The following is a 21,001-nucleotide window of genomic DNA, read 5'->3' as shown; positions in this document are numbered from 1 at the left end:
AGTTCCTAAGCATCAGCGGGATGGTAGGCCCGCTTGTCCTGTCGGCCGCGCTCGCCGGCTGTGCGGTGCGGCCGACCGCCCACGCGCCGCAATTCGCCAACCAGCCCTATGAGGCGTTCTCGCGCACCGCCGCTATCGATATCGCCCTCGGCGAATGGCGTTACTGGGGCGGCAAGATCGTCGATACGTCGCCTTCCGCCTATCATCCCGCCGACGCACGGGCGAAGGCCGAACGCGATAACGGATTCTGGCAGGAAGTCGGGCTGTATTGGTGGATCGGCATGAATGCCGGCCACGACTACGATCGCTGGACCGGCAAGCATGACGCGCAAGGACGGAAATTCCCGCCCCAGGACGATGGAGATTTCGCCTGGTCGGCCGCGTTCATCTCCTATGTCATGCGTATGGCCGGCGCCGGGCCCAACTTTCCCTATGCGCCCGACCACGCGCATTATATCGACTATGCCTGGCGTGCCGCGCATGGCGGCGTGGCCGATCCACTCATGGTCGCGGAAAATCCGAAAACCTATGCGCCGGTTCCGGGCGATCTGATCTGCGCAGGGCGTGACTGGGCAGCGTCGATGCGCTATCGTGATCTGCCGAGCAAGGGCTTCTTTCCGTCGCATTGCGCCATCGTCGTCGATGAACAGCCGGAAATGCTGTCGGTGATCGGCGGCAATGTCGATGATATGGTGGCGCTGACCCATGTGCCGACCACACCGCGCGGCACGCTTCAGCACATGGACGGTGCCATCGTCGATAAGCGGTATGACTGGTTCGTCGCCCTGCGCGTGCTCTATCGGCGCAATTGACCTATATCTCCACCATGGCGCGCAACCCATCCGCAACCGAAGACCTGTTCGGCGAAACCGAATCCCGATCCGCCCCGAGCGGTCCGGTGCCGCTCGCGGAAAGACTGCGGCCGCGCGAACTCGCGGACGTGGTCGGGCAGGATCATCTGGTCGGCATCAAAGGCAGCCTCACGCGCATGCTGGCGCGCGGCAGCCTCGCTTCGCTGATCCTGTGGGGTCCGCCCGGTGTCGGCAAAACCACCATCGCCCGGCTGCTCGCGGATCGCGCCGGGTTGATCTTTACGCAGATTTCGGCGGTGTTTTCCGGCGTGGCCGATCTCAAGCGGGTGTTCGAGGAGGCCGCGCGCCGCCGCCGCACCGGGGCGCGCACCCTGCTGTTCGTCGATGAAATCCATCGCTTCAACCGCGCCCAGCAGGACGGATTTCTGCCCGTAGTTGAAGACGGCACGATTACCCTGGTCGGAGCGACCACCGAAAACCCGTCCTTCGAGCTGAATGCTGCCTTGCTGTCGCGCTGTCAGGTGCTCGTGCTGCGCCGTCTCGACGACGACGCCCTCGAACTTTTGCTCACCCGCGCCGAGGACGCGATGCACCTTCCTCTCGCGCTGACCGGCGCCGCGCGCGCCAGCTTGCGCGCCATGGCGGATGGCGATGGCCGCGCCGCGCTGAACATGGCCGAGCAGGTCTTCGCCGCTGCACCGGATTCCCCGCTCGACGAACTGGCACTCGCCGGCCTCGTCGCCCGGCGCGCCGCCCTCTACGATCGCGACCGCGAGGAGCATTACAACCTGATTTCCGCGCTGCATAAATCGATGCGCGGCTCGGACCCGGACGCGGCGCTCTACTGGCTGGCGCGGATGCTGACAGGCGGCGAGGAGCCGCGCTATATCGCCCGCCGCCTGACCCGCTTCGCCGTTGAGGATATCGGCCTCGCCGATCCACAGGCGCTCACCCAATCCATTGCCGCGTGGGAAGCCTATGAGCGGCTCGGCAGCCCGGAAGGCGAACTCGCCATCGCGCAGCTTGTGCTGTATCTGGCGAGCGCGCCGAAATCCAACGCCGCCTATCGTGCGTTCGGCGCGGCGAAGCGCGCCGCGCAAACCACCGGCAGCCTCGCACCGCCCGCCCATATCCTGAACGCGCCGACCAAACTGATGAAGGACCTCGGCTATGGCGCCGGCTACGCCTATGACCACGACACCGAGGACGCGTTTTCCGGCCAGAACTACTTCCCGGACGGCATGGCGCGCGAGAATTTCTACAACCCGGCCGGACGCGGCCAGGAGGCGGAGGTGAAGCGCCGGCTCGACCATTGGGCGAAACTGCGCGAGCAACGACGATGAGCGTCGTGCGAGGAGCGCGCCAGGGTGCCTCGACCGCGACCGTCGAAGCCGATCAGGCCGAGACGCGGCTCGATCGGTTCCTGCGCCGTCATCATCCCGGCCTGACCCAGGGGGCGATCGAGAAACTTTGCCGCACCGGGCAGGTCAGGGTCGATGGCAAGCGCGTCGAGGCCTCCAAGCGGCTCGCCGCCGGGCAAACGGTGCGCATCCCGCCACTGCCCGATCCCGCCATCCCCAAGCCGCGCCAGACCGTCAAGGTCGATGACTACGAGGTCAAGGAACTGACCGCGCGCATTCTCTATCGCGACGCCGATGTGCTGGTGATCGACAAGCAAGCCGGGCTCGCCACCCAGGGCGGCAAGGGCATCGCGAAGCATCTCGACGGCATGCTCGACGCGCTGCGCTTCGAGGCCGACGAGCGCCCCCGCCTGGTCCACCGGCTCGACCGCGACACCTCCGGCGTTCTGGTGCTCGCGCGCAACGCCTTCGCCGCGGGCAGGCTCGCCGCTTCGTTTCGCGGGCGGGACATGGAAAAGACTTACTGGGCGATCGTCGTCGGCCTGCCGGTGCCGCTGGAGGGCCAGATCGACCTGCCGCTCGCCCGCATCGGCGGTTCGCAGGGGGCGCGGACCAAGTCGGTCGAGCGCGATGCCGAGGGTGCGGCGCGGGCGATCACCGAGTATCGCACCATCGATCATGCTGGCCGCAAATTCTCCTGGCTGGAACTCCAGCCGCTGACCGGGCGGACCCACCAGTTGCGCGCCCATTGCGCGGCGCTCGGCACGCCGATTCTGGGTGACGCGCCCTATGGCGAGGATCGCGCCTATGCCGAAGGCTTCGCGCGCCGGCTCCATCTGCACGCACGGCGCCTCGTGCTGCCGCATCCGCGCGGCGGGACGCTCACCGTCGAGGCCGATCTGCCCGCCCACATGAAAGCCGGATTCGCGGCGCTGGGTTTCCATGCCGAAGCCGCGAAACCCGCGAAAAAGCGGGGTAAATCCTGATTCTCACGAAATCGTGAGCGTGTTGTTCCGGCTTCGGCGTGGCCCGATTGCCGTTTCTGCCCCATGTCGGGATGATGGAGGGATCGGCGGGCCGCAAATCGCGCGTGCTGGGAGCGTTAGGGACGGTCATCGTTGCCGTTGCCTTTGCCGGCCCGGCCCGCGCGGCCGATCCACAGCCCTATCGTGTGACGTTCGTGCCCTCGGGCGACAAGACGCTCGACAAGCTGATCAAACAAACATCGGGGCTCGAACGGCTGCGCAAGAAGCTTCCGATCGGGCCGTTCGCGCTGATCGGCCGCGCACGCGCCGACCAGGCGAAATTCGTCATCGTACTGGAAAGCGAGGGCTATGATTCGGGAACCGCGGCCATCACCATCGACGGCCATGGACTGACCGATTCCGCGTTGCCGCGCCTGCTGCGCCGGGCGCCGGCATCCCCGCCGGCGGACGTTATCGTCACCATCCATAAAGGACCGCTCTACCATATCGGCTCGATCGAGACGCCGGGACTGACCGATCCGGCGGCGGCCCAAGCCATCGACATCAAGCCGGGAGACCCGGCCAAGGCCGCGCCCGTTCTCGCGGCGGCGGCCAAGCTCGAAATCGAACTCAGAAACAGCGGCTATGCTTTCGCGAAAGTGAGCGAGCCGGTCGCGATCGCCGATACCGCGCACCACACGCTCGCGGTGCATTATCCGGTCGCCATGGGGCAGCGCGTCGCGATCGGCGCCATCACCTACACCGGGATGCAGCACATGAACGGGCGGTTCATGGCGCGTCACGTCGCGTTGCGTCCGGGTCAGCCCTATAGCGAGACGGCATTGAACAACGCGCGCGACAGCCTGCTCGGGCTCGGCGTGTTCTCCTCGGTCGCAACCCACACCGGACCCGCGCCGGACCCGCCCGGCCAAGTTCCGGTGACATTTCTGGTTCATGAGCAGAAACTGCACGCGGTTTCGATCGGCGCCGCCTATTCGACCGATCTCGGCATCGACGCCGATCTATCCTGGATGGATCGCAACCTGTTCGGCGAGGCGCAGCGGCTGACGCTGTCGCTCGGCGCGACCGGGCTTGCCGGCAGCGGCCGGAGCCAGACCAGGAGTTTCGGCAAGCACACTTACGTGATCCGCCCCGGCTATAACGCCAAGGCGGTGTATCGCGTGCCGGATTTTCTGACTCCGGGTCAATCGATCACCGCGACGGTCGAGGCACTGAAGGAATATCTGCCGGCCTATAGCCGCACCGCGTTTCTCGGCAATGCCGAGATTTCCCGGCCGCTTGGCAAGCATCTCGCCTTCGTCTACGGCGCCGGCTTCATTTTCGAAAAAGTCAGCCAGGAAGGCGTCGACCGCACCTACCGGCTCGGCCAGGTTCCGCTGACCCTGCGCTACGACACAACGAATTCGCTGCTGAATCCCACCAAGGGCATGAAGCTCTCGCTTCACGTGACGCCCACCCTGGCTCTCGGCGCCGGCTCCTCGACCTTCATCATCGCCGAAGCGATCGGCAACACCTACATCGATCTTGAAGCGCCGGGGCGCGGCGTGCTCGCGCTGCGAGGACTGATCGGGCGGATTTTCGGCGCGTCGCAATTCCAGATCCCGCCGGATCAGCGTTTCTATGCCGGGGGCACCGGCACGGTGCGCGGCTTCACCTATCAGACCGTCGGCCCGTTGTTCTTCGACGGGATTCCCGAGGGCGGCACCGCGATCGACGCGGTGGAAACCGAATTCCGCCAGCGCATCGGCAAGCATTTCGGCATTGCCCCCTTCGTCGATGCCGGGCAGGTTTCCGCCAACGGCAAGCCGTTCAGCGGCACGCTGCGCGTGGGTGTCGGTTTGGGGTTTCTCTATTACACTGGCATCGGCCCGATCCGCATCGATGTCGGATTTCCGATGAATCGCCCGCCCGGCGGCGCGTCGGTCGCGGTCTATATCGGGCTGGGACAGGCTTTCTGATGCGGCGCACCTTTAAGATTATCGGCATCATCGTAGCGATCCTGTTCGCGGTGCCGATCGTTGCGGTGATCGCGCTGGATATTGTCCTCAACACCGGCGCGGGGCGCGATTTCGCCGCGCGCAAGATCGGCTCGTTCACTGGCGGCGAAGTCGAAATCACCCGGCTGTCCGGCCATTTCCCCAACGATATCGCGGCACGACGAATCGCCATCGCCGACCGCGAGGGCGTCTATCTGACGATCGACGATGCGGTGCTGCGCTGGTCGCCCCTGGCCTTGATTCATCGCGCGCTCGACGTGCGCGACCTGACCGCCCGGACGGTCGATTTCCGAAGACTGCCCGCGCCGCCGCTGAAAAAGCCCAAGAAACCATCGAAACCGTTCGGCCTGCCGATCCGCTCGGCGCGGATCGACCATATCGCGATCGGTCGGCTCGCCGTGAGCAAGGCCGTGGCGGGACAGCCGATCGCTCTGCGCATTGCCGGCCACGCGGTTGCGACCTCGCTCACCCATGTCGCCGTCGCGCTGGACGCGACATCGCTGGATCAGCCAGGACGCTATCGGATCGACGCCACGATCGACCGGCACAATGTCGATGCGAACATCGATTTGCGCGAAGCCGCCGGCGGGATGAGCGAGAGCATTGCCGGCATCGCGAAACAGAAAAACCTGCGCGGCCCGCTCGATGTCACGGCAACGCTGAAGGGGCCGCGCCATGACGCCGCGCTGAACCTTGCCGCCGCACTCGGCGCGCTGCGCGCGAACGCCACCGGCACGGTCGATCTCTCTCGTGCCGCACCCGGCGCGGATGTCACCCTGACCATCCCGGAAATCGCGCCCTATGCGGCGCTCGGCCATCGCCAACTCGCCGGCCGCAACGTCCTGCATCTGGTCGCCAAAAACCATGACAGCACCACCGATCTTCATCTGAACGACGCCGTGGAAATCACCAGCGGCACGAAACCGATTCCGTCGCTGGTGGGCAGGCGCGCGACCCTGACCGGCGACATCACGCTCGATAACGGCACGACCACGATCCACGCGCTGGCGCTCGATACCGCCGCCGTCACCGCGAAACTCGCGGGATCGCTCGCCAAAACGTCCATCGCCTTGCACGGCGCGCTGAACGAACCGGATATCGCGCTGATCGACCCGCAACTCACCGGCCATGTCGGCGAGGCTGTGACAATCAGCGGCCCGCGAACCGATCTGTCGCTGAAGACTGTCATCGACGGCGTGGTGACCGCCAAAGGGCTGAACTCGGGCCCGTTCCATGTTGCGATCGCGATGGCGCATCTGCCGAAAACGCCATCCGGCACGGTGAAGGGCAGCGGCACGCTGGATGGCGCACCGCTCGCGATCGATGCCGATTTCGCCCGCGATGCGCGGGGCGCGATGCGTCTCGCGCTGCACACGCTGTCCTGGAAATCTCTCTCCGGCCACGGCACGATCACCCATGCGCCAGGTGCGAAATTGCCGGATGGTTCGCTGCACATCGCGGTGACGCGGCTCATCGATCTCGGCAAATTATTGAACATCGCCGTCGCGGGTTCGATCAAGGCGGATTTCGTGCACCGGAAGGGCCGGCCGGCCACGCTGAAACTGAAGGCTGCCGGGATTCGGGAAGGACGCTCGATCGCGGTCGCCAAGGCGCTGGTCGATGCCAGCCTCGATCATGTCAGCACGAACCCCGCGATCGACGCGACCGCGACCATCACGGGGCTGCGCGCACCCTCGGCTGCCGGATCGTTGAAACTGACAGCCAGAGGCACCGAGACGGCTCTCGCCGTCAACGCACAGGGTGATTTCGTCAATCTCGCGGGCAAGCCGGCACGGCTGAAGCTTGCGGGCAATGTCGACGGCAAGGACCGCATCCTCCATCTCGCCACATTGACGGCCTCGGCGCGCGGCGTCACCGCGCGGCTGCTCGGCCCCGCGACGATCATCGCGAAACCCGGCCTCGCGGTGAAGCATCTTTCGCTCGGCCTCGGCGGGCTGGGTGGCAATGCGCGGATCACCGCCAACGGCACGATCCGTCCGACGCTCGACCTCACGGCGAATATCGCCAATCTGCCCGCCGGTATCGCCCGTGCCGCCGATCCGAAACTCGCCGCGCGTGGCCTGATCAATGCGACCGCGCATGTCACCGGCGCGCTGGCGGCGCCCACCGGCACCGTCACGCTCGATGTGCGCGGGCTGGGTGTGGCGAGTGGTCCAGGCTCGGGCCTGCCGCCCGCGGATATCACCGCGCGCGAGACCCTGCTCGGCCGCGCGATGCGCGGCACCATCGCGGCGTCGCTCGGTACCGCAAAACTCGATGTTAACGGCACCGCGCCGCTTTCGGCGACCGACCCGATGGCGCTGACTCTGCGGCTCGCCCATGTGTCGGCGAGTCTGGTTCACGCCGTCGATCCGAAGCTCGACGCGCGCGGCATGGTGAATGCCGATGCCAGGCTCTCCGGCACCCCAAGCGCACCGCGCGGCACGATCGACCTGAACGCCACAGGCATGAAGCTGCTGTCCGGGCCCACCGCATCGCTGCCGCCGGCCAGCCTCACCGCGCATGAAACGCTGCTCGGCCAGTCGACGCGCGGCACCGTTCATCTTGCCGTCGGCAAACGAGCCGATCTTCATGCGGACGGCATCATCCCGCTGACCAGGATTGGACCGATCGATCTCGCCGTCACCGGCCGGATCGATCTGCGCCTGATCGATCCGATCACCGAGGCGCAGGGAACCCGCGTGACCGGCACGCTATCGCCCGATTTGCATGTGCGCGGCACCGCGGCCTCGCCGCAAGCGAGCGGGCAGGTTACGCTGGCCGGTGGCAGCGTCGAGAACGTGACCTCGGGCCTTGATCTCACCAAAATCGGCGCGCTCGTCACCGGAGCCGGCAGGCAAATCACGCTCGATCGCCTGTCCGCCACGGCGGGGCGCGGCACCATCGCCGGACACGGCACGATCGGGCTGGCGCCGCCGATGCCGATCGACATCAGCATTGCGTTCGACCATGCGAGCCCGATTTCGAGCGACATCGTCACCGAAACCCTCGGCGGCGGCGTGCAAATTACCGGAGCGGCGAAGACCGGCATGAAACTCGGCGGCACGATCGATATTGGGACAGCCGACATTCACGTGCCGCACGGCCTGCCGCCCTCGGTCGCCAAGCTGAACATCATCCGTCCGGGCACGAAACCGCTGCCACCACCCACCCCGGCGCCGCCGATCGGGCTCGATCTCACCGTCATCGCCAAGAATCAGGTGTTCATTCGCGGCGACGGAATTTTCGCCAATCTCGGCGGTTCGCTGCATCTCGCCGGCACGACAGCGAACCCGATTCCCTCTGGCGGGTTCCACCTGATCCGGGGGCATTTCAATCTGGGCGGCAAGAACCTGAAATTCACCAAGGGCACGATCAATTTCAACGGCGGCGGGTTGATGCCCGCGCTCGATCTCGAGGCGACCAACACCGCGGTTGACGGTACGACCTCGACTCTTGCCGTCACCGGGACGCCGAATGCCCCGAAGATCGGCCTGTCCAGCAGCCCGACATTGCCATCCGACGAGGTATTGGCGCATCTGCTCTACGGCACCGGAACCCAGAGTCTGTCGGCGTTCCAGGCGGCGTCGCTGGCCGCGTCGCTCGCCCAGCTCGCGGGCATCGGCGGCGGTGGTGGTCCGCTCGGCGGGGTGCGCAAGGCGCTGGGGCTGGACGAATTGTCGATCGGCGGCGGATCGAACGGCAGCAACGCGCCGACCGTCAATGCCGGACGATATGTGGCACCCGGCGTCTATGTCGGTGCCGAACAATCGGCGAGCGGGCAGGGGTCCAAGGCGAAAGTCGAAGTCAACCTCTATAAAGGGTTGAAACTGAAAACCGAGGTGGGCAGCGGCGGCGGCTCGGGCACCAGCAACGGAGAGAGCGTCGGGCTGACCTATCAGTTCAATTATTGATGTTCTTCTTGCGTTCCGTGAGAGCGTGATGACTTTAAGTCGATCACGCTCTATTCTTTGTTTGGGCGAGCAATTTCATGGCTTTGCGGATCGCTTCGCGATTCCGCTTAAAGCCATATTGCTCTAGATGCCGTAATGGGCCGGCGGCCGAGGTATAGGCGGCGTGTTCTATTATAAATCGCAGGCGTTCCTGCATTTTCATGAAGACCCGGTGGGGATGTTCGCGGATTTGCGCAGCGGCGCCGGCTGGGTGCGGTTTCCGGTCGATACCGCGGATCAGCAACGGGACTTCATGCGGACGGTACGCTCCAGACTTTGAGCGCCTCGGCGGTGGCGGCGAATCCCGCCTCGATCAGGTGTTGGCGGGTCGCGACGGTGATTCCGGTGTCGAAAATCGGGATATCCGCGCATTCGGCATAGGCGACCACGGCGCCCGAGCGCTCGGCGCCCGCGAGCACATGGGCGTTGTTGGCGAGGAACAAAGTTTCGATGTCGCGCAACAGCAGGCCGAGCAGTCCCGGCGTGCCGTTCAGCGGGCGTGGCTTGCCGCCGACCATGACTGCGAGGCGCTTCGATTCGGTGAGCAGATCGACCGGGATATCGTCATACAGCCCGCCATCCTGCAGCAGCGCGCCATGGAGCCGGACCGGCGGAAACACCAGGGGAAACGCGGCGGAGGCGAGCACCGCCTGCCAGAGCGGCGCAAATGGCGTGACCGTCGTGCTCCAGAGTTCGCTCGCTTCGGCGGTGACGTTGGACGCGACGATGGTGCAGGGCATCCGCGTCGCGTGAAAAGTGGTCGTGCCGAGATGACCGCGCAGCCAGGCTTCGAGCGGCGCGGGACTGACCAGCCCCTTGGTGAGCAGCAGCCTGATCATCGCGATCGCATAGAACCGCATCGGCACCAGCTTGTGGAAATCGGCCTCGAGATAGAGTTTTTCCATCGCCGCGATATCGAGCCCGGCGGCATAGCTCGCGGCAATCACCGCCCCGCCGCTGGTGCCGGCGATTTCGGCGACAATGAAGCCCGCCTGCTCGACCGCCTTGAGCGCGCCAATATGCACGCCGAGCAACAACCCCGAGCCCGAAAGGGCGACGCCGATCCGGTCAGGCATATCCGCCCAGTAATTGTCCGCCATCGACCGCGATGTTCTGGCCGGTCACCCAGCGCGCGGCCGGCGAGGCGAGGAACAGCGCGACCTCGGCGACCTCCTCGGCGGTGCCGAACCGGCCGAACGGAATCGAGGCCAGAGTGGTTTCATAGAGTTTCGGGCTGTCGTGCTTGCGCCTGTCCCACACGCCGCCAGGAAATTCGATCGCGCCGGGCGAGATCGCGTTGACCCGGATGCGCTGCCGCGCAAACATGCGCGCCTGGGTCGCGGTGTAGTTGATCACCGCCGCTTTCGCCGCCGCATAGGGCGCGCTGCGGTTCGATGCGCGCAGGCCGGAGATCGAGGCGATATTGACGATCGATCCGCCCTCGTCGGCTTCGAGGAAGGGCAGCGCCGCGTGGCTGGCGCGGACGATCGCCATGATGTCGATGTTGAACGATGCCGCCCAACCCGCCTCGTCGTCGGTCATGCCGAAACCCGAGGCGTTGTTGACCAGAACGTCGATCCCGCCGAGCGCACCGGCGGCTTCCGGGATGAAACGGTCGATCTGGCCGGCATCGGCGAGGTCGCACGGCGCGGCGAAGGCGGCATGGCCGTGGGCGGCGATATCGCGCCGCGCGTCTTCCAGCGCCTCGGCGCCGCGCGCGCAGATCGCGACCTCGGCGCCTTCCGCGGCGAAGCCGAGCGCGATCGCCCGCCCGATACCGCGGCTGCCGCCCATCACCACCACGCACCGATCCTTGAATCGCATTCCTGCCCCTCCGAAAGGACCGGGGTTTTGCAATCCCGGTCCGCCGGAGAAAGTTTAAGCGGCTTTGCGAACGAAAGGATAGTCTGTGTAGCCTTGGGCACCGCCCTGATAGAAGCTGGCGGTGTCCGGCGGGTTGAGCGGCAGGTTCTGCGCGAATCGCTCGGGCAGATCGGGGTTGGCGATGAACGGCTTGCCGAACGCGACCGCATCGGCCTCGCCCGCCGCGATCGCCTGCTCGGCGGTTTCGCGGGTGAATCTCTCATTGGCGATATAGACGCCGCCGAACGCCGCTTTCAGGCGCGGGCCGATCCAGTCCTCCGCCTTGTACTCGCGGGCGGCGATGAAGGCGATTTTGCGCCCACCCAACTCGCGCGCGACATAGGTAAAAGTGCCGAGCCGGTCGGAATCGCCCATCGTGTTGGAATCGCCGCGCGGGGCGAGATGCACGCCAACCCGATCGGCGCCCCATACCGCGATCGCGGTATCGGTCACTTCAAGCAGCAGCCGGGCGCGGTTTTCCACCGTCCCGCCGTAGGCGTCGGTGCGTTTGTTGGTTGAATCCTGGATGAACTGGTCGAGCAGATAGCCGTTGGCACCATGGATTTCAACGCCATCGAATCCGGCTTCCCTGGCGTTCACGGCGGCGGCGCGATAGGCGGCGACGATGCCTGGAATTTCCTCGGTTTCCAGGGTGCGCGGGGTGACATAGGGTCGCTCCGGCCGCACCAGGCTGACATGGCCACCCGCCGCGATGGCGCTGGGGGCGACCGGCAGTTCGCCATCGAGGAAGATCGGGTCGGAAATCCGGCCGACATGCCAGAGCTGGGCGAAAATCAGCCCGCCCTTGCGATGCACCGCCTCGGTGACGATGCGCCAGCCGCTCACCTGCTCATCCGACCACAGGCCGGGGGTCGCGGCGTAACCGACACCCATCGGCGTGACCGACGTGGCTTCCGACAGGATCAGCCCGGCGGAAGCGCGCTGCGCATAATATTCCGCCATCAGCGCGTTCGGGATGCGGACATTGCCGGCGCGCGAGCGGGTGAGCGGCGCCATGATGACGCGATTGCGAAGGGTGAGGGCGCCGACGCGCAGAGGCTCGAAGAGTTTCGACATGAAGCGGCCTTTCGGGGGTTCGATGATGATGGTGTTCACGAAAATCGATCGATGCCGGTCACAAGGCCTCGCGCAGCCGCGCCAGCAGCGCCTCGATGGTGGCCTCGTCGCGCTTGTAGAAGACCCATTGACCGATGCGCCGGGCGGTGATCAGCCCCGCCGATTGCAGCGCGGCGAGATGGGCCGAGACGCTGGATTGCGCCAGCGGACAGGAGCGCTCGATCTGCCCGGCGCACACGCCGAGCGAGAGCGGTTGCTCCTGTTCGGCGAAATACAGCTCAGGGGTTTTCAGCTTTGCGAGAATGGCGCGCCGGACCGGGTGGACCAGGGCTTTCAGTCCCTCGTCCAGATCCGGCGCGATCTCTGGCGGCGATTCAGCATCGATCGTCATGAGACGATAGATAGATCGGATTTATCCGATATGAAGATCGGGTACTGTCGAATTATGCAACGCAGCGATGCATGCGCGGCGTTACCCGCGCCGGGCGATATCCACGTAATCGCGCTGCGGCGCCCCGGTATAGAGCTGACGCGGGCGGCCGATGCGGTTCTGCGGGTCTGCGATCATTTCCATCCACTGACTGATCCAGCCGGTGGTGCGGGCCAGCGCGAAGAGCGGCGTGAACATGGTGGTGGGGAAGCCCATCGCCTTCAGGATGATGCCGGAATAGAAATCGACGTTCGGATACAGCTTGCGGGAGACGAAATAATCGTCCTCCAGGGCGATTTTTTCCAGTTCCATGGCAAGGTCGAGCAGCGGTTCGTCCTTGATGCCGAGTTCTTCCAGAACCTCGTAGCAGGTCTGCTGCATGATTTTCGCGCGCGGGTCGTAGTTTTTATAAACCCGGTGGCCGAAGCCCATCAGCTTGGTGTGGCTGTTCTTGTCCTTCACCTCGGAGATGAAGGTCTTGATGTGCTTTTTGTCGCCGATTTCGGCGAGCATTTTCAGCACCGCCTCGTTCGCCCCGCCATGTGCGGGCCCCCACAAAGCGGCGATGCCGGCGGCGACGCAGGCGAATGGATTGGCGCCGGTGGAGCCGGCAAGCCGCACCGTGGAGGTCGAGGCGTTCTGCTCGTGATCTGCATGGAGGATCAGAATCCGGTCCATCGCGCGTTCGAGAATCGGGTTCTTCTTGTAGGGCTCGGGCGGAACCGCGTTCATCATGTAGAGGAAGTTTTCCGCGTAGGAGAGGTCGTTGCGCGGATACATGAAGGGCTGGCCGATCGAGTATTTGTAGGCCCAGGCGGTGATGGTGGGGATTTTTGCGATCAGGCGAAAGGCACTGATCTCGCGTTCGCGCGGATCGTTGATGTTCACGCTCTCGGGATAGAAGGCGGACATCGCGCCGACCACGCCGCACAGCACCGCCATCGGGTGGGCGTCGCGCCGGAAGCCTTCCCAGAAGCGGCGGATCTGTTCGTGCAGCATCGAGTGCATGGTGATGCCGTGGCTGAAATCCTTGAACTGCGCCTCGGTGGGCAATTCGCCGAACAGCAGCAGATAGGCGACTTCGAGAAAGGTCGATTTCTCGGCGAGCTGGGTGATCGGGTAGCCGCGATAGAGCAGCACGCCTTCATCGCCGTCGATATAGGTGATCTTGCTCTCACAGGACGCGGTTTCGCCGTAGCCGGGGTCGAAGGTGAAAATGCCTGCCTGGGCCTGGAGCTTGCGGATATCGGCGACCTGGGGGCCGAGCGTGCCGGACAGAAGCGGCAGGCTGGCGGTCTTGTTGGTGCCCGGAATCGTAATGGTCGCATGGACTGCCGGCGCGCTGGCGGCTGTGCTGCTCATGGTCATCATCCCCTTGTTCGGTCGAAGCGACGAATGGAAGAGCGACTATCCGACAGGTCCAAACGGCGCACGCATTGGATGGACATCTATTAAGTCGTTCCACCCCGATCATGCAACCTTCGCGCCTGCAACATGACGAAAGGACGGATTTACCTCGGTTTCGGCGGATCGATCACCCGCTGCAGCCGCGCGCCGTGCGCCCGCAGATCGCGCCACGGAGTAAGGATCAGAAAATCGGCCAGCCGCGCGGTCGGGAAACCTTCGGCCAGCAGGCGGTGCGGCTCGGACCCGGCTGGGCCGCCGGCGGCGAGTGCGAGAGCCAGCTCGTGCAAACCAGGGTTGTGGCCGACGATCATGACGCTGCGCATCGTCTCGCGCAGATCGTGCACGATGTCGAACAGCCGCGCGGCGGGCGCCATGTAGAGCGTATCGAGCATTTCGACATTCGGCCGTTCGTTCCAATAGGCGACGCAATCGAGCGTCTCGCCGGTGCGGCGGGCGGAGGAGACCAGGATCACGTCCGGCTCGATGCCGAGGCTGCGCAGGCTGGCGCGCAGCCGCAGGGCAGCGTCGCGCCCTGTCTGGCTCAGGGCCCGATCGTGATCGGCCTGATCGGCGCGGACGCGCTCGGCCTTGGCGTGGCGCATGAGAATGAGCTGGTGCATGAAATCCTTCGATGAAACGAATTCGAGCCCGTTTATGCGCGGGCGCGCCCTCGCGATCCAGTGCGGCGGCCTGATTTTAACGATGCCGGGATGTGCATGGGTGATTCGTTCGCGATGATGTCTATATAACGGCAGCGATACAAGGGAGGCAGACCATGGCTGTTCCGAAACCAGCGGACGGGATCGTGTGGATCACTGGAGCGTCGAGCGGAATCGGGCTCGCTCTGGCCGAGGCGCATCTCGCGCGCGGCTGGCGCGTTGCCGCGACCGCACGGCGCGAGCCGGAATTGCAAGCCTTGGCCGCGCGATTCCCCGGCAAGGTGATCGTGGCGCCAGCCGACGTGACCGACCCGGAAGCGGTGCGGCGCGCGGTCGCGACGATCGAGGCGGAACAGACAATCGCCCGCGCGATCCTCAATGCCGGCGCCTATGAGCGCGATACCGCGGAAAATTTCGAGGCCGCGCGCCTGCGCAAGCAGGTCGAACTGAACCTGATCGGCACGGCGATCTGCCTCGAAACGGTGATGCCGGCGATGATCGCGCGCAGGGCCGGGCAGATCGGGCTGGTCGCCTCGCTCGCCGGTCTTGCGGGGCTGCCCGGCTCGGTGTCCTATTCGACGACCAAGGCCGGCCTGATCGCGATGGCCGAATCGCTGAAATTCGATCTCGACAAGCATGGCATCGCGATTTCGGCGATCTGTCCGGGTTTCGTGAAAACGCCGATGACCGCGAATAATCGCTTCCCCATGCCGTTCCTGATGGAGGCGGACGACGCGGCGGGGCGGATCGTCGGCGGGCTCGATGCCGGACGATTCCTGATCGCATTTCCCGAAGGTCTGGCGCGGCCGCTGCGGATTCTGCGCAGCCTGCCCCACGGCGTGTTCTTTCCGATGATGTCCCGGTTCGGCGGCTCCTCGGTGCCGGGGCAGGCATCCGCCAAGCCTCCGAATCGGTGACACGCGCGAATCTGGACGATCACAAGGTGAAACGCGGGTCGTTGTCTTCTTCGCTCTCGTCGAAGCGCTTCTCGGCGGAATCGAGCGCCGCGCGCAACGCGGCAAAGATTTTTCCGACCTGGGCCGGCGCAAAACTGTAATTGCCCCGATTCGACAGATTGCCGATCTTGCGGATCGCATCCAGTGCCTCGTTGGTGCGGTTCTCGGCAAGCCGCCGGAACGCCTCGGATTTGTCGCGTGCCATTGGGTAAACTCCCTAACCTCCCATCACGATTTGCGTGCCGGTACTGCCGAATCCGCCGGCGTCGCGCGCGGTGCGGTCGAGATCGGCGGTCTCATACCAGGCGATCCGGCTGACCGGCGCGAGCACGGCCTGGGCGATGCGCATCCCTCGGGTGACGGTGAAGGCCTCGGCGCCGGCATTCAGCACGATGATCTGGATTTCGCCGCGGTAATCGGCGTCGATCGTGCCGGGACTGTTTGGAAGAGTGACGCCGTGTTTGAGGGCCAGGCCCGAGCGCGGACGGATCTGCAGCTCGAAATCCGGCGGCAGCGCGATCGACAATCCGGTCGGAATCAGCGCCCGGCCAAGCGGGGCAATTACCACCGGATCAGTGACAGCGGCGAGCAGGTCAAGCCCGGCCGAGCCGGACGTCGCATAATCCGGCAAGGGCAGATCGGCGCCGTGCGGCAGGCGCTTGACCGCGACGGTGACGCTCATGCCAGCGCCTCCGCGATTCGGGCGGCGAGGTGCTCCGCGATCGCGGATTTGCCGGCGCGCGGCCAGGGTTCGATATCGTTTTCGGTCACCAGTGTCACCTCGTTCTCCATCCCGCCCATCACGTCCGAGGCCGTACCGACCAGATTGGCGACGATCCAGTCGCAGCCCTTGCGCGCGCGTTTCCGCCGCGCATTCTCGATCAGGTTCTCGGTCTCGGCGGCAAAACCGATAACGAGGCGCGGACGCTGCTCGTCAAGCCGGGAAACTTCCCTGAGGATATCCGGGTTTTCAACAAGTTGTAGGTTCGGCGCCGCACCGTTCTTCTTGATCTTCTGCAAAGCGGTCTCGGCGTGCCAGTCCGCGACGGCGGCGCAGAACACCGCGGCGTCGGCGGGCAGCGCGTTGCGCACCGCATCGCGCATCTCGCGCGCGGTTTCGACATGGATGGTGGCGATACCGGCGGGATCTTCGAGCGCGACCGGGCCGGAAACCAGGGTGACGCGCGCGCCGAGCCGGGAGAGCGATGCGGCGATCGCATGACCCTGCCTGCCGGAACTGCGATTGGCGAGGTAGCGCACCGGGTCGATCGGCTCATGCGTCGGGCCGCTGGTGACCAGGATGTGACGCCCGGTCAGCGTGCCTATCGGGCGAAGTGCCGAGGCGATCGCATCGAGAATCACCGGCGGCTCGGCAAGCCGGCCGGGGCCGAATTCGCCGCAGGCCATCGGGCCGTCATCGGGGCCGACGACCAGAACGCCGCGCGCGCACAAGGTCGCGAGATTGGCGATGGTCGCCGGGTGCTGCCACATGCGCACATTCATCGCCGGCGCGATCAGAACCCGCTTGTCGGTCGCGAGCAGAAGCGTGGTGGCGAGATCGTCGGCGAGCCCGGCCGCCATTTTCGCGAGAATATCCGCCGAGGCCGGCGCGACCACCAGCAGATCCGCGCTGCGCGAGAGTTGGATATGGCCCATCTCGCTTTCGTCGGTGAGCGAGAACAGATCGGTATAGACCCGGTCTTCGCACAAAGCCTGCAAGGACAGGGCGGTGACGAATTCGGCACCGCCGCGCGTGAGAACCGCGCGCACCGAGGCGCCGGATTTGCGCAAGAGCCTGACCAGTTCGAGCGATTTATAGGCCGCGATGCCGCCCGAGACGATCAGCAGAATGCGGCCGCCGGCAAGTGCCTCGCTCACAGCCGCCATCCCGAATGGATCGCGGCGATTCCGCCGGTCAGATTGCGATAGGCGACCCGCGCGAAACCCGCTCCGCGCATCATCGCGGCGAGAGTGTCCTGATCGGGAAACATGCGAATGCTTTCGGCGAGATATTGATAGCTTGCCCGGTCGCCGGCGACCCGTTCGCCGATCGCGGGCAGTGCTGCGAAAGACCAGCGTTCGTAGAGCGGTGCCGCGACGGCGACTTGCAGCGTCGAGAACTCCAGGCAGAAGAACCGCCCGCCCGGCTTGAGCACGCGGAACGCCTCGGCCAGCACGCGGTCCTTGTCGGTGCAGTTGCGCAGCCCGAAGGCGATCGACACACGATCGACCGTGCGGTCCGGCACCGGCAGCGACTCGGCATCGGCCACCGCGAAGCAAATCCCGCCGATCAGTCCGCGCTGCTCGGCGCGCGCGCGGCCGACGCCGAGCATCTGCTCGTTGATGTCGGTCAGCAGAACCGGCCCGCCGCCGCGCTTGCGCCAGAGAAAGCCGATATCGCCGGTACCCCCGGCAAGATCGAGCAAAATGCGGTTTGGCCGCGGGTCCATCATCGCGACGAAATCGCGCTTCCAGAGCCGATGGACGCCGAGCGACATCAGATCGTTCATCAGATCGTAGCGGCGGGCGACGCTGTCGAACACGTCGCGCACGCGCAGGCGTTTCTCCTCGCGCGCGACGGAGGAAAAACCGAAATCGACGGTATCGCTGCGTCTGGTATCGGCCATGAGGTCAGGCTATAGCGGCAAATTCATCATGCCGGAACTCCCCGAGGTTGAAACCGTGATGCGCGGCCTGGCGGCGAAGCTCGAAGGGCGGCGTATCGCCCGCCTGTCGCTCGCGCGCACCGATCTGCGCTGGACGGTGCCGGACGGGTTCGTGCAGGCGGTCGCCGGCGCGCGCGTGGCCGGGTTCCGGCGACGCGGCAAATACATGTTCATGCGGCTCGATCGCGGGGTGTCGGTGCTGATCCATCTTGGCATGTCGGGCCGGATGACGATCGACCAGGAGCCTGTCGCGCACCAGCATCTGACTATCGAGACCGAGGAGGGGGCGGTGATCGGCTTCGTCGATCCGCGCCGGTTCGGCGCGCTCGATCTGGTGGATACCAGCGCCGAGGACGCGCATCGGCTGATCGCGCCCTTGGGACCCGAGCCGCTGGAGCCGGCCTTCGACGCGGCGGTGCTGGGTGCGACGCTCGCGGGCAAGGCGACGTCGATCAAGGCGGCATTGCTCGATCAGTCGGTGGTCGCCGGGCTCGGCAATATCTATGTCAGCGAGGCGCTGTTCCGCGCCGAAATCAGCCCGCGCCGCCTTGCAGGCAAACTGGGGGCAGCGCGAGTGAAAAAGCTGGTGCCGGCGATCAAAGCCACCTTGACCGAGGCGATCGCCGCCGGCGGGTCGAGCCTGCGCGACTATGCGCAACCCTCTGGCGAACTCGGCTATTTCCAGCACGCTTGGAAGGTCTATGGCCGCGCCGGCGCGCCCTGCGAACGTTGCCCCGGCCCACCCGCTTGCACTGGAATCGTACGTTCGGTGCAGTCGAATCGCGCCACCTATGCTTGTCCACGAACGCAAAGATGATGGGTCAGGTTTTCGCGGCCCTGATGAAATCGTGGATCAGGGCAGGGGATTTTTCGCCTGGCGCGGTTTCCACCCCGGAGGACACATCGACAGCGGCGGTACCGCTCGCCGCGATCGCCCCAGCGACATTGGTTGGGGTGAGGCCGCCGGCCAGAAGCCAGGGCGCGGGCGCGGCCCAGCCTTTCGCGATCGTCCAGTCGAACGCGGCGGCATTGCCGCCGGGACGGCTGGCATTGGGCGGCATTTTCGATTCGATGATGAACCCGTCCAGCCCCTCATCGCTGTCCGGCAGATCGGCGGCCGAGGCGACGCCGACCGCGCGCCAGACTTTCAGGCCGAACCGCGCGCGCATCGCCCGGCAGGTTTTTTCTCCGGCATAGAGTTGCAGAATGTCGAGCCGGACCGTGTCGAGAACCGAGGCGATCACCGCCGCATCGGGGTCGACGAACAGGCCGACGCGCGGCGGGCCGTCTTCGGTCGCGATGGCACGCGCCTGTTCGGCGGTCACGTAACGCGGCGAGTGGGGAAAAAACACGAACCCGACCCAGTCCGCGCCAGCGTCGACCGAGGCGCGATAGGCGCTACGGCTGTTGATGCCGCAGATTTTGACCCGCGCGGTCACGTGATCGCGGCGGCGATCGCCGCCGCCGCCGAAGCCGGATCGGCCGCCCCGGTGATCGGCCGCCCCACCACGAGGTAATCGGCCCCGGCGGCGATCGCGGCTTCCGGGGTGGCAACCCGTGCCTGATCGCCGGCATCCGAGCCCAGCGGGCGGATTCCCGGCACCACGAGCACCGGCCCGGCGCCGAACGCGTCACGCAGTGGCGCGATTTCGGCGACACCGCACACCAGCCCGTCGGCGCCCGCGCCAAGGGCAAGATGGGCGAGGCGCAGCACCTGCCGGCGCGGCCCTCCGGCAATCCCGGTTTCCGACAGGGCTTCGGCGGACAGACTGGTCAGAACCGTCACCGCGAGAAGCATCGGCCGGGCGGTGCCGCCCGTTTCGGCGGCATTCCGGGCGGCTTCGATCATCGCCGCACCGCCGCTGGCATGGATGGTGAGCATCGCGGGTTGGCGCGGCAGCAGCGCGCGTACCGCGCCCGCGACCGTGTTCGGAATGTCGTGCAGCTTGAGATCGAGAAAGACCGGCTTTTGCTCCGCGTCGTCGAGCGCCGCGGGGCCGAGGGCGCAGAAGGCTTCGAGCCCCAGCTTCACCAGGCCGCAATGCGGCGAGACCGCGCGAATCAGATCGCGCGCGCGGGATGGATCGGCAGTGTCGATCGCCGCGATCAGGCGCCGTGGCGGACGGATCATGGCGGCAGGGTGGGCGGCGCGGGTGGGGATTGTCCGGCCTGCGCCGTCTGAAGTGTGGCGACCTGCTGTTCCGCGCGCCGGGCGCGGCGGCTGGCACGAACCCGGTGCGGCAGGTGAATCAACATTCCGGCCAGAATGCCGAGGGCGAAGGCGATCAGCACGATCGCACCCACCGCGGCGGAGCCAAGCGGGCCGAACGGCCAGAACGAGATCATCGCCAGATCGCGGTTCGACAGCAGGAACACGACGAGTGCCAACAGAACGACGGCACCCAGAAAAACACGGAGAAATTTCAGCGTTTAATCCCTTTGCGCTTCGGTTCGGCGAGGGCGGGTTCGGCCTCGCCCGCTTCGGCCGGCGCTCTCATGCCCGCATTGATCATCTCGCGCAATTCCCGTCCGGCCCGGAAGAACGGGACGGTTTTTTCGGTGACATCCACCGTCTCGCCGGTGCGCGGGTTGCGGCCGGCGCGCGCCTGCCGGCGCTTGACCGAAAATGCGCCGAAGCCGCGCAATTCGACTCGCCCGCCGCGCGCCAGAGTCGCGGTCATTTCGTCGAACAGGGCGGCAACGATCCGCTCGACATCCGCGACCGTCAAATGGGGATGATCGGCCGCCAGAGCGGCGATCAATTCCGACCTCGTCATAATCCCGCCTCCCGATTTAGTGAATCTGCCAGAGGGTCACGCTTTGGTCAACGGGGG

22 protein-coding genes are annotated in these 21,001 nt (G+C 65.9%); 7 read left to right on the top strand and 15 right to left on the bottom strand.

The window, feature by feature from the left end:
- The first annotated feature begins 20 nt into the window (after window positions 1–20).
- From L2A60_RS06020 to L2A60_RS06000, 5 genes are read left to right on the top strand one after another with little or no spacing between them, the layout of a single operon-like run.
- Window positions 21–812, top strand: coding sequence for a DUF2272 domain-containing protein (locus L2A60_RS06020; RefSeq protein WP_235703468.1), 792 nt, complete (start codon window positions 21–23; stop codon window positions 810–812).
- A gap of 14 nt (window positions 813–826) precedes the next feature.
- The gene (locus L2A60_RS06015) at window positions 827–2,155 is read left to right on the top strand and encodes a replication-associated recombination protein A (protein WP_235703526.1); all 1,329 of its coding nucleotides are present in this window, start codon (window positions 827–829) and stop codon (window positions 2,153–2,155) included.
- Window positions 2,152–3,159 (top strand): RluA family pseudouridine synthase, encoded by a 1,008-nt coding sequence (locus L2A60_RS06010; RefSeq protein ID WP_235703467.1) that lies wholly within the window; start codon window positions 2,152–2,154, stop codon window positions 3,157–3,159. The genes L2A60_RS06015 and L2A60_RS06010 overlap by 4 nt, the downstream gene beginning before the upstream one ends.
- 38 nt (window positions 3,160–3,197) lie before the next feature.
- Window positions 3,198–5,117 carry an autotransporter assembly complex protein TamA gene (locus L2A60_RS06005; protein ID WP_235703466.1) on the top strand — a complete coding sequence of 640 codons (1,920 nt, stop codon included), beginning with the start codon at window positions 3,198–3,200 and terminating at the stop codon, window positions 5,115–5,117.
- Entirely contained in the window at window positions 5,117–9,070 is a 3,954-nt protein-coding gene (locus tag L2A60_RS06000; protein ID WP_235703465.1) for a translocation/assembly module TamB domain-containing protein, read from the top strand. Before L2A60_RS06005 ends, L2A60_RS06000 begins: the two co-directional genes overlap by 1 nt.
- A gap of 43 nt (window positions 9,071–9,113) precedes the next feature.
- Here L2A60_RS06000 and L2A60_RS05995 read toward each other — a convergent pair whose 3' ends face one another.
- The 7 genes from L2A60_RS05995 to L2A60_RS05965 form a co-directional block, all read right to left on the bottom strand.
- Complete coding sequence (locus tag L2A60_RS05995; protein WP_235703464.1) at window positions 9,114–9,353, bottom strand: hypothetical protein; 240 nt, start codon at window positions 9,351–9,353, stop codon at window positions 9,114–9,116.
- A gap of 7 nt (window positions 9,354–9,360) precedes the next feature.
- Entirely contained in the window at window positions 9,361–10,209 is an 849-nt protein-coding gene (locus L2A60_RS05990) for a patatin-like phospholipase family protein (protein ID WP_235703463.1), read from the bottom strand.
- Entirely contained in the window at window positions 10,178–10,933 is a 756-nt protein-coding gene (locus tag L2A60_RS05985) for an SDR family NAD(P)-dependent oxidoreductase (protein ID WP_235703462.1), read from the bottom strand. The genes L2A60_RS05990 and L2A60_RS05985 overlap by 32 nt, the downstream gene beginning before the upstream one ends.
- Window positions 10,934–10,987: 54 nt before the next feature.
- Window positions 10,988–12,049, bottom strand: a complete 1,062-nt coding sequence (locus tag L2A60_RS05980; RefSeq protein WP_235703525.1) for an alkene reductase — start codon at window positions 12,047–12,049, stop codon at window positions 10,988–10,990.
- 58 nt (window positions 12,050–12,107) lie between these two features.
- Window positions 12,108–12,440, bottom strand: a complete 333-nt coding sequence (locus tag L2A60_RS05975) for an ArsR/SmtB family transcription factor (RefSeq protein WP_235703461.1) — start codon at window positions 12,438–12,440, stop codon at window positions 12,108–12,110.
- 81 nt (window positions 12,441–12,521) lie between these two features.
- On the bottom strand, window positions 12,522–13,841 hold the full coding sequence (gene gltA / locus L2A60_RS05970) for a citrate synthase (RefSeq protein ID WP_235703460.1): 1,320 nt from the start codon (window positions 13,839–13,841) through the stop codon (window positions 12,522–12,524).
- A 149-nt stretch (window positions 13,842–13,990) separates the two neighbouring features.
- Complete coding sequence (locus L2A60_RS05965) at window positions 13,991–14,506, bottom strand: SixA phosphatase family protein (protein ID WP_235703459.1); 516 nt, start codon at window positions 14,504–14,506, stop codon at window positions 13,991–13,993.
- Window positions 14,507–14,661: 155 nt separating this feature from the next.
- Here L2A60_RS05965 and L2A60_RS05960 point away from each other — a divergent pair, with 155 nt between their 5' ends.
- The gene (locus tag L2A60_RS05960) at window positions 14,662–15,462 is read left to right on the top strand and encodes an SDR family NAD(P)-dependent oxidoreductase (protein ID WP_235703458.1); all 801 of its coding nucleotides are present in this window, start codon (window positions 14,662–14,664) and stop codon (window positions 15,460–15,462) included.
- 19 nt (window positions 15,463–15,481) lie between these two features.
- Here L2A60_RS05960 and L2A60_RS05955 read toward each other — a convergent pair whose 3' ends face one another.
- From L2A60_RS05955 to L2A60_RS05940, 4 genes are read right to left on the bottom strand one after another with little or no spacing between them, the layout of a single operon-like run.
- A complete protein-coding gene (locus tag L2A60_RS05955; protein ID WP_235703457.1) occupies window positions 15,482–15,706 on the bottom strand; it encodes a hypothetical protein in 225 nt (74 codons plus the stop codon).
- Window positions 15,707–15,718: 12 nt separating this feature from the next.
- Entirely contained in the window at window positions 15,719–16,183 is a 465-nt protein-coding gene (dut, locus tag L2A60_RS05950; protein ID WP_235703456.1) for a dUTP diphosphatase, read from the bottom strand.
- The gene (gene coaBC / locus L2A60_RS05945) at window positions 16,180–17,388 is read right to left on the bottom strand and encodes a bifunctional phosphopantothenoylcysteine decarboxylase/phosphopantothenate--cysteine ligase CoaBC (RefSeq protein ID WP_235703455.1); all 1,209 of its coding nucleotides are present in this window, start codon (window positions 17,386–17,388) and stop codon (window positions 16,180–16,182) included. Before coaBC ends, dut begins: the two co-directional genes overlap by 4 nt.
- Entirely contained in the window at window positions 17,376–18,128 is a 753-nt protein-coding gene (locus tag L2A60_RS05940) for a class I SAM-dependent methyltransferase (RefSeq protein WP_235703454.1), read from the bottom strand. The genes coaBC and L2A60_RS05940 overlap by 13 nt, the downstream gene beginning before the upstream one ends.
- 28 nt (window positions 18,129–18,156) lie before the next feature.
- Here L2A60_RS05940 and mutM point away from each other — a divergent pair, with 28 nt between their 5' ends.
- Window positions 18,157–18,984, top strand: a complete 828-nt coding sequence (gene mutM / locus L2A60_RS05935) for a bifunctional DNA-formamidopyrimidine glycosylase/DNA-(apurinic or apyrimidinic site) lyase (RefSeq protein WP_235703453.1) — start codon at window positions 18,157–18,159, stop codon at window positions 18,982–18,984.
- Window positions 18,985–18,988: 4 nt separating this feature from the next.
- Here mutM and L2A60_RS05930 read toward each other — a convergent pair whose 3' ends face one another.
- From L2A60_RS05930 to L2A60_RS05915, 4 genes are read right to left on the bottom strand one after another with little or no spacing between them, the layout of a single operon-like run.
- On the bottom strand, window positions 18,989–19,606 hold the full coding sequence (locus tag L2A60_RS05930) for a phosphoribosylanthranilate isomerase (protein ID WP_235703452.1): 618 nt from the start codon (window positions 19,604–19,606) through the stop codon (window positions 18,989–18,991).
- Window positions 19,603–20,298, bottom strand: a complete 696-nt coding sequence (gene pyrF / locus L2A60_RS05925; protein WP_235703451.1) for an orotidine-5'-phosphate decarboxylase — start codon at window positions 20,296–20,298, stop codon at window positions 19,603–19,605. The genes L2A60_RS05930 and pyrF overlap by 4 nt, the downstream gene beginning before the upstream one ends.
- On the bottom strand, window positions 20,295–20,555 hold the full coding sequence (locus L2A60_RS05920) for a lipopolysaccharide assembly protein LapA domain-containing protein (RefSeq protein WP_235703450.1): 261 nt from the start codon (window positions 20,553–20,555) through the stop codon (window positions 20,295–20,297). The genes pyrF and L2A60_RS05920 overlap by 4 nt, the downstream gene beginning before the upstream one ends.
- Window positions 20,556–20,590: 35 nt before the next feature.
- Window positions 20,591–20,944, bottom strand: a complete 354-nt coding sequence (locus L2A60_RS05915; RefSeq protein ID WP_235703449.1) for an integration host factor subunit beta — start codon at window positions 20,942–20,944, stop codon at window positions 20,591–20,593.
- Window positions 20,945–21,001: the final 57 nt, after the last annotated feature.

This window comes from Acidiphilium iwatense (assembly GCF_021556475.1).
Lineage (GTDB): Bacteria > Pseudomonadota > Alphaproteobacteria > Acetobacterales > Acetobacteraceae > Acidiphilium > Acidiphilium iwatense.
This window is presented reverse-complemented; position numbering and strand designations above follow the sequence as displayed.